At 53.3% G+C, this 14,020-nt stretch carries 15 protein-coding genes; 7 read left to right on the top strand and 8 right to left on the bottom strand.

The features are described from left to right. The first annotated feature begins 4 nt into the window (after positions 1-4). The 7 genes from ihfA (at position 5) to selO (ending at position 5,856) form a co-directional block, all read left to right on the top strand. Positions 5-304, top strand: a complete 300-nt coding sequence (gene ihfA / locus HV041_RS10410; protein ID WP_003030571.1) for an integration host factor subunit alpha — start codon at positions 5-7, stop codon at positions 302-304. A 120-nt stretch (positions 305-424) separates the two neighbouring features. Further along, positions 425-1,405 carry a vitamin B12 ABC transporter permease BtuC gene (gene btuC, locus HV041_RS10405; protein WP_101741707.1) on the top strand — a complete coding sequence of 327 codons (981 nt, stop codon included), beginning with the start codon at positions 425-427 and terminating at the stop codon, positions 1,403-1,405. Positions 1,406-1,479: 74 nt separating this feature from the next. After that, positions 1,480-2,031, top strand: a complete 552-nt coding sequence (locus HV041_RS10400) for a glutathione peroxidase (RefSeq protein ID WP_048211871.1) — start codon at positions 1,480-1,482, stop codon at positions 2,029-2,031. Beyond that, entirely contained in the window at positions 2,031-2,780 is a 750-nt protein-coding gene (gene btuD / locus HV041_RS10395) for a vitamin B12 ABC transporter ATP-binding protein BtuD (protein WP_115602132.1), read from the top strand. The genes HV041_RS10400 and btuD overlap by 1 nt, the downstream gene beginning before the upstream one ends. A gap of 77 nt (positions 2,781-2,857) precedes the next feature. Next, positions 2,858-3,322, top strand: coding sequence for an NlpC/P60 family protein (locus HV041_RS10390; protein ID WP_003832591.1), 465 nt, complete (start codon positions 2,858-2,860; stop codon positions 3,320-3,322). 316 nt (positions 3,323-3,638) lie between these two features. Beyond that, complete coding sequence (locus tag HV041_RS10385; protein ID WP_048211869.1) at positions 3,639-4,349, top strand: EAL domain-containing protein; 711 nt, start codon at positions 3,639-3,641, stop codon at positions 4,347-4,349. A gap of 64 nt (positions 4,350-4,413) precedes the next feature. Continuing rightward, positions 4,414-5,856 carry a protein adenylyltransferase SelO gene (gene selO / locus HV041_RS10380; protein ID WP_182294213.1) on the top strand — a complete coding sequence of 481 codons (1,443 nt, stop codon included), beginning with the start codon at positions 4,414-4,416 and terminating at the stop codon, positions 5,854-5,856. Here the strand turns inward: selO and HV041_RS10375 are convergent. From HV041_RS10375 to ppsR, 8 genes are all read right to left on the bottom strand, one after another. After that, complete coding sequence (locus HV041_RS10375) at positions 5,853-6,632, bottom strand: heme ABC transporter ATP-binding protein (protein WP_115643483.1); 780 nt, start codon at positions 6,630-6,632, stop codon at positions 5,853-5,855. The genes selO and HV041_RS10375 overlap by 4 nt on opposite strands. Next, positions 6,625-7,617, bottom strand: a complete 993-nt coding sequence (locus HV041_RS10370; protein ID WP_048211866.1) for an iron ABC transporter permease — start codon at positions 7,615-7,617, stop codon at positions 6,625-6,627. The genes HV041_RS10375 and HV041_RS10370 overlap by 8 nt, the downstream gene beginning before the upstream one ends. Beyond that, positions 7,617-8,438 (bottom strand): hemin ABC transporter substrate-binding protein, encoded by an 822-nt coding sequence (locus tag HV041_RS10365; protein ID WP_061067791.1) that lies wholly within the window; start codon positions 8,436-8,438, stop codon positions 7,617-7,619. Before HV041_RS10365 ends, HV041_RS10370 begins: the two co-directional genes overlap by 1 nt. Continuing rightward, positions 8,435-9,466 (bottom strand): hematinate-forming heme oxygenase ChuS, encoded by a 1,032-nt coding sequence (gene chuS, locus HV041_RS10360; protein WP_121584556.1) that lies wholly within the window; start codon positions 9,464-9,466, stop codon positions 8,435-8,437. Before chuS ends, HV041_RS10365 begins: the two co-directional genes overlap by 4 nt. A gap of 47 nt (positions 9,467-9,513) precedes the next feature. Continuing rightward, positions 9,514-11,499, bottom strand: a complete 1,986-nt coding sequence (locus HV041_RS10355; protein WP_121584557.1) for a TonB-dependent hemoglobin/transferrin/lactoferrin family receptor — start codon at positions 11,497-11,499, stop codon at positions 9,514-9,516. A 73-nt stretch (positions 11,500-11,572) separates the two neighbouring features. After that, positions 11,573-11,761 (bottom strand): hemin uptake protein HemP, encoded by a 189-nt coding sequence (gene hemP / locus HV041_RS10350; protein WP_048211862.1) that lies wholly within the window; start codon positions 11,759-11,761, stop codon positions 11,573-11,575. A 209-nt stretch (positions 11,762-11,970) separates the two neighbouring features. Then, the gene (gene aroH, locus HV041_RS10345) at positions 11,971-13,017 is read right to left on the bottom strand and encodes a 3-deoxy-7-phosphoheptulonate synthase AroH (RefSeq protein WP_048211861.1); all 1,047 of its coding nucleotides are present in this window, start codon (positions 13,015-13,017) and stop codon (positions 11,971-11,973) included. A 126-nt stretch (positions 13,018-13,143) separates the two neighbouring features. Continuing rightward, a complete protein-coding gene (ppsR, locus tag HV041_RS10340; RefSeq protein ID WP_003030553.1) occupies positions 13,144-13,977 on the bottom strand; it encodes a posphoenolpyruvate synthetase regulatory kinase/phosphorylase PpsR in 834 nt (277 codons plus the stop codon). Positions 13,978-14,020 lie beyond the last annotated feature (43 nt).

The following is a 14,020-nucleotide window of genomic DNA, read 5'->3' as shown; positions in this document are numbered from 1 at the left end:
ACCTATGGCGCTTACAAAAGCTGAAATGTCAGAATATCTGTTTGATAAGCTTGGGCTTAGCAAGCGGGATGCCAAAGAACTGGTCGAGCTGTTTTTCGAAGAGATCCGTCGTGCTCTGGAAAACGGTGAGCAGGTAAAACTCTCTGGTTTTGGTAACTTCGATCTGCGTGATAAGAATCAACGTCCGGGACGTAACCCGAAAACGGGCGAAGATATTCCCATTACAGCACGGCGCGTGGTGACCTTCAGACCCGGGCAGAAGTTAAAAAGCCGGGTTGAAAACGCAACGCCCAAAGAAGAGTGATTTAACGATACGCAAAGTATGACGCGTATAACTAAAAAGGCCGCTATGCGGCCTTTTTCCTTTTCACTACTGAATCAGCACCGTAGAATCTCCCCATCTTTTTTCAGCAGAATGGAAAACATGCTGACTTTCGCCCATCAACAGCAGCGACGAAACGTGCGCTGGATACTGTCTCTGTCAGTGCTAATGCTGCTGGCAACCATGATAAGTTTATGCGCAGGAGAACAGTGGATTGCTCCCGGCGATTGGTTTAGCGCTCGCGGCGATCTGTTCGTCTGGCAAATTCGACTGCCCCGTACACTTGCCGTATTGCTGGTAGGCGCCGCACTGGCCCTGGCTGGCGCGGTGATGCAGGCGCTGTTTGAAAACCCGCTCGCGGAGCCTGGTTTACTCGGCGTGTCTAATGGCGCGGGGGTAGGGCTTATTGCGGCTGTGCTGTTGGGGCAAGGGCGATTGCCCGGCTGGGCATTGGGCCTATGCGCCATTGCTGGCGCGCTGATTATCACCCTCATTCTTCTTCGTTTTGCCCGCCGACATTTATCGACCAGTCGTTTGCTGTTGGCCGGCGTGGCGCTGGGGATTATCTGCAGCGCGCTGATGACCTGGGCTATCTATTTTTCCACCTCTTTTGATCTTCGACAGTTGATGTACTGGATGATGGGGGGCTTCGGCGGCGTAGACTGGCATCAGGCCTGGCTCATGGTGGCATTGATTCCGGTGCTGGTGTGGATCTGCTGTCAGTCACAGCCGATGAATATGCTGGCGCTGGGGGAAACCTCCGCGCGCCAGCTGGGGCTGCCTTTATGGTTCTGGCGCAACTTGCTGGTGGTTGCCACGGGATGGATGGTTGGTGTGAGCGTGGCGCTGGCAGGGGCAATTGGTTTTATCGGGCTGGTAATCCCTCATATTCTGCGACTGTGTGGATTAACCGATCACCGCGTTTTACTCCCTGGGTGTGCGCTGGCGGGGGCAATTGCACTACTGTTTGCTGATGTTGTCGCACGTCTGGTACTGGCATCGGCTGAATTACCCATTGGCGTGGTGACGGCCACGATGGGCGCACCGGTATTTATCTGGTTATTGTTAAAAGCTGCGCGCTAGAAAGCGCAGGTTCGGTCTATGCTTAAAAGCTGAACAGGGTCATCCCACTATTCACCTGTTGTTCTGGAGATGCTATGCAAAACACGCTTTTTAATACGGAAGTGACAACCATCGACGGCGAGGCGACCTCATTGCAGGCGTATGCCGGAAATGTACTGTTAATCGTCAACGTAGCCTCAAAATGTGGGTTAACGCCGCAGTATGAGCAACTGGAAAACCTGCAGAAAACCTGGCATGGGCAGGGTTTCACCGTTCTGGGATTCCCCTGCAACCAGTTTCTGGGGCAGGAGCCCGGCAGTGAAGACGAGATTAAGACGTATTGCAGCACAACCTGGGGCGTTACCTTCCCGATGTTCAGTAAGATTGATGTCAATGGCGAAGCCCGCCATCCGTTGTATCAGAAGCTGATTGATGCGGCACCCACTGCGGTTGCACCTGCAGATAGCGGATTTTATGCGCGTATGGCGAGTAAAGGCCGGGCACCGCTCTACCCGGACGATATTCTGTGGAACTTCGAGAAGTTCTTAGTCGGTCGGGATGGACAGGTGCTGCAGCGTTATTCACCTGATATGACGCCTGAGGACCCGGTTCTTGTACACGCTATAAAGACTGCATTGGCCAACTAATGTCCCGATTAATGCTGCTACAGGATGTTGCGGAATCGACCAGACTCGGCCCGCTATCTGGTGAAATTAAAGCAGGAGAGATCCTGCATTTAGTGGGCCCCAACGGCGCGGGGAAAAGTACGTTGTTGGCGCGAATGGCGGGACTGACGACCGGAGAGGGGAGCATCACCTTTGGTGATACACCCCTCGGTGACTGGCCGGCAGCGAAGCTGGCGCAATATCGTGCTTATCTTGCGCAACAGCAAAATCCGCCTTTTGCGATGCCGGTCTGGCATTTTCTGACGCTGCATCAGCCTGATAAAGCGCGAACAGACCTGCTGCAGGAGGTGGCTGATGCGCTTGGGCTGGGAGATAAACTAGGACGTGGTGTTAATCAGCTTTCAGGGGGTGAATGGCAACGTGTGCGTCTGGCGGCCGTCATCCTGCAAATGAGCCCCCAGTCTAATCCGCATGGGCAACTTTTGTTGCTGGATGAGCCGATGAATAGCCTGGACGTGGCGCAACAAAACGCGCTGGACAGATTGTTGAGCCAGCTGTGTCTGCAGGGAATCGCCATTGTGATGAGCAGTCATGATCTTAACCATACGCTACGCCATGCGCACAAGGCGTGGTTGCTCAAGCGCGGAAAGCTGCTGGCGAGCGGTGCGCGTGATGTGGTGCTAACGCCAGCCAATCTGTCGTTAGCCTACGGTGTAAATTTCCGTCGCCTGGATATTGAAGGCCACAGAATGCTCATATCAACCACTTAAGTTAAATGGGTTCTTGAAAATCACATAATTTCCACGCTAAATTGACACAAAAATAAAAATCAGAGGATTCGTCCTGAATGCGCTTTTGGCTCCTTTTCATCACAGCATTGTTTTTGGCGGGGTGCAGCAGCCATCGTGCTCCTGCGCCAAATGCCCGACTGTCGGACTCTATCGCCGTTATCGCAGGTCTTAACGATCAGTTGCAAACCTGGCATGGTACTCCCTATCGCTATGGTGGTATGAGCCGTAGCGGGGTGGATTGTTCGGGATTTGTGTTGATGACAATGCGTGACAAATTCGATCTGCAACTCCCGCGCGACACGCGTACGCAATCAAAGATTGGTACTGAGATCGATAAAGATGATTTGCTACCCGGCGATCTGGTTTTCTTTAAAACGGGTTCCGGTGAAAGTGGTCTGCATGTCGGGATTTACGATACCAATAATCAATTTATCCATGCTTCAACCAGTCGCGGAGTGATGCGTTCTTCGCTGGATAACGTCTACTGGCGTAAAAACTTTTGGCAGGCGCGCCGAATTTAATCATTGCGGGTGACGAGATCGGCTCGCGGCTTTCTCGTCATCCGCATTTTAAATGTCAACTTTCACTTCTGCTGTTTGTCGGTCTATAACCCTGAACATTAAGAGCGTATCTTGCTAAAAATATGATTTATCCCGAGATATTAAAAAGTGCAAGGCTGGATATTCGTTTATAATCAGGATAAGCTAAAAAAAAAGGATTCGATTTACTGGCTAAAAAGGGAAAAATGAAAGGGCCTCAATTTGTATCAGCAGCAACGTATTTTTCCATCCTTTGCTACAGGATGCCGGATTACACCCATGCAGAGGGGCTGGCACAATGATTGTTTCACTGGATTATCTTTATCATTCAGAGTTCTCTTTTCTTCCTGCACGAAGTGAAAAAGGTGACCTTGAGTTCGTCGATATTGTTACAAACTTTGTCAGCCCGGATGGCGACGTACACATGCCAACAGAGCTGGTTATGCCCCGGATGTCAGACGACGAGCAATGCCGCTTATTTGCCGAGAAGCTGGAATTAATCGAAACGTGCCAACACTTTTTTATTCAACGCAAAATTCCGGCCTGGATTAATTTAACGCCAGCGGTCGCTAATACTTTATTATCAGACGCTGAATATGCTTCACGTGTTGAACGATTTTCATTTATTGAACTGACGATTAATGAAAGTTATCCAGAGTTAAACAGTGGCAAAGAAAATCCCACGCTGGCGGCTCTGGCTGCGCGATTCCCATTAATACTGACAAACTACGGTGCCGGGGGCATATCCACGCGGGCAATTTTTGATGGTCTTTTCAAACGGGTCGTGCTGGATAAAAACTTTGTTCAACAACGGATTACACATATTTCGTTTGAGCCGTTTATGCGGGCTATTCTGGCGCAATTATCTCCCTGCTGCGAATCCATCATCATTAGCGGTATTGATACACAAGAGATGCTGACGCGGGTATTACCTTTGGGATTCAGCGCGATGCAAGGGGGACTGTGGCCGGCGGTATCACCGGCAAAGATTATTTCACTGGTAAAATGATAACCCTTTTATTTGCTGGTGTTTAACAGGCTATTAACAGTCTACACTAGAGACAGGAGGCCCTATGACCCTGTCTTTTACTACGCGCTGGCGTGATGAATTACCAGCAACCTATACCGCTCTTTCGCCCACCCCCCTGAAAAACGCGCGCATCATCTGGCATAACGATGCTCTGGCTGCGCAATTGGGTATTCCAGCTGCGTTGTTTGATGTTTCTGATGGGGCAGGTGTATGGGGGGGCGAATCGCTATTACCTGGGATGTCGCCTTTGGCGCAAGTTTATAGCGGGCATCAGTTCGGTGTCTGGGCTGGGCAGCTTGGCGATGGCCGCGGGATCCTGCTGGGCGAACAACAACTTGCGGATGGTTCAACATTTGACTGGCATCTGAAAGGCGCTGGATTAACGCCTTATTCCCGCATGGGGGATGGGCGCGCTGTGCTGCGCTCGACGATTAGAGAGAGCCTGGCCAGTGAAGCCATGCATTATTTGGGGATACCTACAACCCGGGCCTTGTCGATTGTCACCAGCGAGACTCCGGTGCAGCGAGAGACCACTGAAGCAGGCGCGATGCTCATTCGCGTGGCACAAAGCCATATGCGTTTTGGCCATTTTGAGCACTTTTATTATCGTCGTGAACCGGAAAAAGTACGTCAGCTTGCTGACTTTGCGATCCGTCATTACTGGCCACAATGGCAGGAAGAGGCAAATAAGTATCAGTTGTGGTTTACGGATGTTGTTACACGTACCGCGACGTTAATGGCCGACTGGCAAGCCGTAGGCTTTGCGCATGGGGTGATGAACACGGACAACATGTCGATTCTTGGTCTGACGATGGATTATGGTCCCTTCGGTTTCCTTGATGATTACGTGCCAGATTTTGTCTGCAACCACTCTGATCATCAGGGGCGCTATAGTTTTGATAATCAGCCTGCTGCAGCTTTGTGGAACCTACAACGTCTGGCGCAGACGCTGTCGCCATTCATCCCGGTTGATGTGCTCAATGATGCGCTGGACGGTTATCAACTGGCCTTGCTAACCCGCTATGGGCAACGAATGCGGCAAAAACTGGGTTTCTTTAGTGAGCAGAAAAGCGATAACGAAATCCTTAGCGAACTGTTTAGCCTGATGGCGCGGGAAGGTAGCGACTATACGCGAACGTTCCGCATGCTCAGCCAAACTGAGCAACACAGCACCTTGTCCCCACTGCGCGATGAGTTTATTGACCGTGCGGCATTTGACGACTGGTTCACTCGTTACCGCACGCGCCTGCAACAAGACAATGTGGCTGACGTAGTCAGACAAGCGCAGATGAAGACGGAGAATCCGGCTATGGTGCTACGTAACTGGCTGGCACAGCGGGCAATTAGCCAGGCAGAGCAGGGTGATTATACCGAACTACATCGGTTACACGCTGCGTTACGTACGCCGTTTATCGATCGGGATGATGATTATATCAGCCGTCCACCTGACTGGGGCAAACGGCTGGAGGTGAGCTGTTCGAGCTAAGGCGCGAGAAAAACTTGTGGGGATGCGTTGGCCGGGTGTTGGCCAACGTGAACCTGAGCACCGTACCAGCGTATCAGATCATCAGCCTGTAACACGGCGTCGGGCGTCCCTTGAGACACAATGCTTCCTTGATGGAGCAGTATGATCCGGTCAGCCCACAGTGCTGCCAGATTGAGATCGTGAAGGATGATGCAAACATGCAATTCTCCTGAAGCGGTGAGTGTCTTTAGTAATCTCAGCAGATGTTGCTGATGGTACAGATCTAACGCTGACGTCGGTTCGTCGAGAAATAGCCAACCGCGAGGTCCGGCGTTGCACCACAATTGTGCCAGCGCACGGGCTAACTGAACGCGTTGTTGTTCGCCACCGGAAAGCGCGGCGTATTGCTTGCCCGCCAACGGTGTGCAGCCGGTGACTGCCATTACCTGTGCGATAAGCTCGTGCTCGGGATGTTGGGACCAGGGGGCACGGCCCATCGCGATAACGGCTTCTGTCTGCCAGTCAAAACCTACCTGCGTTTGCTGACGCATAACCGCGCGATGGCGTGACAGCGACTGCGTACTCCAGTCAGCCAGTGATTTGCCATCTAACAAACAGCGTCCGGCAGTCGGTTTAAGAAAGCCGGTCAACAGACGTAGCAGGGTGGATTTTCCCGCACCATTCGGCCCGATTAACGCGACCAGTTCACCTTTAGCGAGTTTGAGCGATACGTCGTCAATTACTGAGCGATCAGCAAGGCGATAGTGAAGTCCTTCGGCAATAAAATGTTCAGCCATGCGCTCCTCGCTGACGAAAAATAAGCCATAAAAACCACGGTGCGCCGAGAAGACTGGTCAACAGACCGACCGGCATTTCCGCAGGCGCAACTGCGGTGCGGGAGAGAGTATCGGCAATCAGTAGTAAAAATGCGCCAGCCAGAACGGAACCGGGGATCACGGCCCGATGGTCTGATCCGAGCCACATACGCATTAAATGCGGAACAACCAAACCGATGAACCCAATGACTCCGCTGACCGCTACAGCAGCGGCCACGAGTAATGCGCTGCACAACAACAAAATACGTTGGATCATCCGAACATCAACGCCGAGATAATGCGCCTCCTCCTCACCCAGTTGTAGCAGGTTCAGCGCCGGAGCCAGACGCCAGATGATCAGCACCGTCGGGATAGTCAGTGACGTGACAGCCAGTAGCGTGGACCACTGCGCGGCTCCCAGACTTCCCATCCCCCACAACGACAACTGGCGCAATTGCGCATCATTACTGACCCACGACAAAACGCCAACCGCCGCCCCGCAGAGTGCGTTGATGGCAATTCCGACCAACAACAGACGCGATAGCGAACCGTCACGCTGTTGGCTGAGGATAAAAATCACCACGGTAGCAGCCAGTGCACCGAGAAATGCCGCCATCATTGGCGCATACAGCATGAGTAACGCGGGTAATGAGACCGGTAACACCACCCACAGGGCGACAGCGCAGGCCGCACCGCTGCTAATACCCAGTAGCCCTGGATCGGCAAGCGGGTTGCGAAACAATCCCTGCATGACGCAACCTGCCAGTGCCAGTGAGCCGCCAATCACCAGCGCCAGCAGAACGCGCGGTAGCCGAATGGTGAGCCAGATTTGACGCAAAGCATCATCTCCGTCCTGCCAGAGCAGGCTTACCGGCAGGCGCAACGCGCCAAAACCGGTCGCCAGTATCGTCATTACACCCAGCATAAAGGCCAGCGTCCATAACGAGCAGGTGATTCGTCGGGCCATCAGGGCAATTGCTCCGCTTTGGCGCGTAGCTGCAAAATGGCCTGTGGCGTGCGAACGCTGAAGCCCAGTAATGCCATATCATCAATCTGCAGTACCTGCTTATTGCGTCCGGCAGGCGTTTGCGCAAGTCCCGGTAGCGCCCACAGGTTATCTTCGCCACCCATCGCCTTAACGCCGTCCTGCGAAATCACTACCAGATCGGGCTGGCTGGCAATGACGCCTTCTTGTGATAACGGCTGGTAACGGCTAAAACCCTGCATTGCGTTACGTAAGCCGGCTGCGCGAATAGCGGCATCAGCCCCCGTATCCTGTCCTGCAGCCATTGCGGTCATTCCACCATGATTGAGAATAAACAGAACGCGTTTATCAAGCTTTGTGGCGGGTAATGCCGCGAGTTCCTGGCGTAATGTGTTGCGCAGGGCTTCGCCTTTAGCCTCCTGGTGTGTCGCCTGCGCAATGACCTGCACTTTCTCATCAATCACGCTAAGCGTATTACTGGCAGGGACCGTGACAACCCTGACGTTGCTGTGTTCGACCTGCTTCAGGGCCAGAGAAGGCTGCGCTTGTGCGCTGGCTAGCACCAGAGTAGGGCGGGTAGCCAGGATACCTTCGGCGTTGAGCTGACGTAAATAGCCTACATCGGGTAATTGGGTCGCTTCCTGTGGCCACTGACTGGTGCTGTCACGTGCCACGAGGGATGATTGCGCATCCAGCGCATACACAATTTCGGTGACGTCGCCACCGAGAGCCACAACGCGTTCTTCGTCAGCAGCCAGCGCTGCGATGGGCAGCAGCGCAATCAGGACCAGCAGTTTTTTCATGCGGCCAGTCCTTTTGGCGTTAAGGCATCGATCTGCGCTCGCCATTGTGTTTGCTCTGGTTCCCCTTCCGTACGCTGTCCATAAAGCTGGGCAATTTGCGTGCCATCGGCAGCAAACAGTTCCAGACTGGTGACGTGGCCATCGGCGGTCGGTTTGCGTGTTACCCACGTTTCGGCTACACACTCTTCCAGCAGATGCAGGGTAAAGGTCGGGTTGAAAATATTCAGCCAGCCTTTCATCGGCACCAGTTTTTCTATTACGCCGGTAAAAATCTGTACGCAGCCGCGATTACCCACGAAAACCATAATTTCATTGCCATCCTGGCGCGCGGTATCAAGTAACTGCGCCAGTGCGCTATTAGAAACTTTACAGGCCAGATCGTCGCCCACCAGATTAAATGCCTGTTGACGGGTGAGATCGTGGCGTTTCAGCAGACCGAAGAACTGATGTACATCGGTCATCGCTCGCCACTCTTGATCAACAGTCTGCGCATCGACCGTGATGACGGCTGGCGCAGAAGTGTTGGCAGGTTGCAGTACCAGTGGCGGGTTTTCAGCGAAGATGAAACGGGTCAGCAACGCAGCCCATTCCTCAACGAGGGTATTCTGTGTGACATAGACTTTCAGCAGCGCATCCCCCTGATGGTCAAAGAACTGAATGCTCTGACGCTCGCCGTGGGCGGTGGTCTCACTGATATGAAAAGCGCTTGCCCACTGATTAAGGAACAGGCGCAGGTCGAGGGCGCGCGGATTAAGAACCAGTCCGGCATGACCGTTCAGGTGTTGATTGGTAAAAGCGCCAACCTGTTCATGCACCGCATATTCGTTACGACAAATGCATTTGGTTTCGCCTACGGCTTCCAGTGCGCCGAGTATTTCGCGGACTTCGCCACGCAAGCGCCAGGCGTCATGGCCGACGCGCGCAAAGGTCAGTTCGGCTTCGCTAATATTCATCAATCCTGCAATGTCGCGTGCGTATTTGCCGGGATTTTCTTTCTTCAGTTCCAGCCAGCGTGTGTAATGATTCATTGTCTCTTCCTTCCAGATTGCTACCCCGGCGAACCGGGGAAAAGTGATTACCACTGATAACTCACGAAAATTTTGCCATTGCGACCATCCTGCGGGATGCCTTGTGGCGACCAATACTCTTTATCAAAAGCGTTGCCCAGCACCAGCGTGGTGGTCATACCTTTCAGTGCCTGTTGGCCCTGATAGCTCACGTAAAAGTCGTTTACGGCATAGCCGGGCTGTTTAGCGTAGCTGCTGCTGATATGCGTGGAGCGGTCCGCAAACGTGCCTATCCAGCCGACTGAGAAACCGCTGTGTGCCACGGGTATGTTCAGTTTGCTGGTGACGGTATCCGGGTTAATGCTGGAAATGTATTCGCCCGTGTCAGTATCTTTGCCGCGTGTGCGGTTATAGGCCATATCGAGACTGAACAGATCGGCGGAGTACTTCGCCATCACGTCCCAGCCCCAGATTTTGGCGTTGGGGACGTTATAGGACATGGTTGTCGCGGCAGCAAAGTCGACGCTGGTGGAGATGTAATCTTTCGCTTTGGTGTCGAAATAGCTGGCTTTAAATTCGAGCGCATCGCTCGCCATCAGCAGATCGTCAAAGCGCAGACCAAATCCGTACTCCTGCGTTTCGTTGGTTTCTGGACGCAGGTTAGGGTTTGGCACCCAGTAGTTAGTGTAGAAACGACCAATCGAGAAGTGTTTCGCATCGTTATACATCTCGCCCATGGTCGGCGCACGGAAGGCCTGAGCGTATGAACCGAACAGCATCAGCCAGTCGGCTGGCGTAACGGTCATTCCTGCGCGGGACGACCATTTGTCGGCATCGACATCCGCGTAACCATCGCTGCTACCGCGATATGAGTCATAGCGTGTACCACCCAGCAATGTTACGGGCAGATCTCGCAGGGTGATTTCATCCTGCAGCCAGCCGGAGCTAAAATCAATTTTTGCCTCAGGGAAACCGGTCGTCGCACCTCCGGGGCGTTGTTCCTGGCGATAGTACTCACCACCGTAAGTTAACAGGTGAGAAGCAAAGGAGTCGGTAAACAACCGGCCGCGGTTATCAATTTTTCCGCCTTTGGTCGTTTGTTTGCGAAACTCATTAGTCGCATCCGGATTCTGGGCATTAATGCGAGCCTCGGACCAGTAAAGGCGAGCATCAGCGTTCAGCCAGTCATTGTCCACAGGGGCGAGCGTGTAGGTCAGTTGCGCATCACGCTGGATGGTTGAACGGTCGGTCATCGGGTTGCTGGTGGCATCCGCCGCGCTGGTTTGTGGGTTCTTAGGTTCACGGGCGTCATTGTTGTAGTAGCGCAACGAGCCTGCCAGCGTCTGGGCGCTGTCAATTTTCCAACTGCCTTTCGCCAGCATATTGTTGATCGCTTCATCGTTTGGCGCTGTAGTGCCGTCGCTCTGGCGCAAATCACCGCGATCGCGACTCGACCATGCAAGCAGTCCGTCCAGCGTATCGGTACGCCCAAATGCGCTGGCGCCCATACCGAGGCTGTGATCGCCGGTTGCCGCAGTACCGAACACGCGGTAACCGCTGTTTTGTCCGGCTTCCAGCAGATCTTTGGCATCCGCAGTGTCATAGGCGATCACGCCGCCGAGCGCACCGCTGCCATACAGCAGAGCAGAAGGGCCGCGCACGACTTCGATGCGTTTGATAAGCGCCGGGTCGAGGAAGGTACTGTTCAGGTGTCCGGTGTCGGTGCCCTGACGAACGCCGTCAACCAGCACCAGAACGCCGCGGCGGTCATAGCCGCGCAGATTCACGTCCTGGCCGTTGGTGCGGCCCGTGCCATCGAGGGTCAGACCCGGAACCGTCCGCAACAGATCGGCTGCCGAACTGGCGGTCTGGTTTTCCGGGGCGGTGGCATCAATCACGCTGACCATCATCGGTGCTTCAAAGGCACTACGGGCATTGCCGGTGGCGGTGACGGTCATATCTTCGACCGCCGCATACGCGAAAGTGGGCAGGCTACTGACAATCGCCAGCGCCAATAGCGAGGGACGCAGGGATGCAGTGTGCAGGTATGGCATAGCAACTCTCCATTAGGAAATCGAAAGCGCTGGCTGCCTGGGTATCACCTGGGTGGCTGGCGAAAGGTGTTGTTTATTTGGTCAGAATGAGTTTTCCGGCTTGGGTCTGGCGCAGCAAGTAATGCTGACCATCATGTTCTATGATCACGCGTCCTTCTTTACCCAGCAGGCTTTTACTGTCAATTCGACGCTCATTTGGCATGACAGAAGGCGGTGTTTTTTCTTTTGCAGGCGTTGCTGTAGTGTTATCCATACGTGACATAGTGTTTAAAAATAACAATCAATGTAACAATGATAATCATTATCAATAAACTGAGAATTTGCATCAAGTCTTTTTGTGAAATAATTGTGACGGGATCAAATTTGCGGGATTGTGCTGCATTAAAAAAGCCCGGTCGCATTACGCTGACCGGGCCTGGATGGGCACGAACCTTAGGTCGGGTCAGGCGAAACCACCGCCCGGGCATGATGTTAGAATCGACTGTCTACCGCCGCGGCGAGTTTTTCGACCAGCAGTTCCGTATCTTCCCAGTTCAGGCAGGGATCGGTGATTGACTGACCATAAACCAGTGGCTGGCCGCTGACGATTTTTTGCGTACCTTCGCGTAAGAAACTTTCCGCCATGATCCCGGCTATTGCCGTCGAACCATCGCGAATCTGCTGACAGACGTCATCGCACACTTCTAACTGACGGCGATGCTGCTTCTGGCAATTGCCATGGCTGAAATCCACCACCAGATGCTCCGGCAGAGAGAATTCATGCAGCGTATCGCAGGCAGCGGCAATATCTTCGGCAGAGTAGTTCGGCTTTTTACCACCGCGCATGATGATATGACCGTAGGGATTGCCGCTGGTCTGATAGATAGTCATCTGCCCGGTTTTATCCGGTGAGAGGAACATGTGGCTGGCGCGTGACGCGCGAATAGCATCGACGGCGATACGCGTGTTGCCATCTGTTCCGTTTTTGAACCCGACAGGGCAGGAGAGCGCGGAAGCCATTTCACGGTGAATTTGGCTCTCTGTGGTGCGTGCGCCAATTGCGCCCCAGCTGATCAGATCAGCAATAAACTGACCTGTCACCATATCGAGGAATTCAGTGGCCGTCGGTACACCCAGTTCGTTGACCTGTAACAGCAGTTTACGTGCCAGCTCAATACCATGATTTACACGATAGCTGCCATTCAAGTCCGGGTCGGAAATGAGGCCTTTCCAGCCCACGACGGTACGCGGTTTTTCAAAATAGGTACGCATCACGATTTCCAGACGCGCCTGGTGTTTAGTGCGCAGTGCCTGCAAACGCGTGGCGTATTCCATGGCGGCATCGAGATCGTGAATCGAGCATGGTCCAACGATGACCAGCAAGCGAGGATCTTCACCATTCAAGATTTTTTCTATCCGGCGTCGGGAATCCGTAACATGGCGGGCGACGGAGGACGAAACAGGATGCCGTTGCGCAAGCTCTGCTGGAGTGACCAGGTTGTCAATACGCGCAGTACGGAGTTCATCGGTTCTGTTCATTACTTATCTCAGAAATTTGTTGCTTCAACGGCAGGACTACCGGGAAGTGATGTACATCACAATATCACACTCATCCTGCCTGGTGGCGAGCATAATAACAAAAAATCGAACCAATGCACTAGCATTCTAGTACATGCGGCGATTCAGCCCCATAATGTCGAGGATCTTGGTGGCAATCTCTTCTACCGAGTAATTGGTACTGTTCAGCCAGGGGATCTGGTTTTTTCGGTACAACGCTTCTACCTCAGCAACTTCCATTCGGCACTGGCGCAGCGAAGCGTACCGGCTGTTCTCCCGGCGCTCTTCGCGGATCGCCGCCAGGCGCTCAGGGTCGATGGTCAGGCCGAATAATTTATGCTGCAACGGCTTCAGAGAGGCGGGCAGCACCAGATTATCCATATCATCGGCAATAAAGGGGTAGTTGGCCGCACGGATACCAAACTGCATAGCCAGATACAAACTGGTCGGAGTTTTGCCGCAACGAGAAACGCCAAGCAGGATCACCTGCGCCTGATCGAGGTTGCGCAACGAAATACCGTCGTCGTGCGCGAGGGTATAATCAATGGCGGCAATACGCGCATCGTACTTGTTGAGGTTGCCGGGATTCAGGCCGTGCGTGCGATGTGCGATCGGCGTGGGGTCGAGTTTCATCTCATGTTGCAGCGGCGCGACCAGTGCCTGGACGATGTCCTGGCAAAAACCTTCACTTTGTAAAATGATCGAGCGAATTTCCGGCAACACGATGGAGTAGAACACCAGAGGACGCACACCCGTTTGTTGATAAATGGCGTCAATCTGGTCTTTAACCGCCCGCGCACGACTCTCATTTTCAACAAACGGCAGCGTAATGCTGCTGATCGTGACCGGAAATTGCGACATTACCGCGTGACCCAATACCTCTGCGGTGATGGCTGTGCCATCAGAAATATAAAATACATGACGATCAACAGCATTATCCATTTTGCTCATCCTGGGGGCAGACATAATTCTCTGAAAGCATAAA

The sequence above is a fragment of the Citrobacter sp. RHBSTW-00029 genome (genome assembly GCF_014104295.1).
Classification (GTDB): Bacteria; Pseudomonadota; Gammaproteobacteria; order Enterobacterales; family Enterobacteriaceae; genus Citrobacter; species Citrobacter youngae.
Note: the sequence above shows the minus strand (reverse complement) of the source record. Positions and strands in the feature narration are given on the sequence as shown.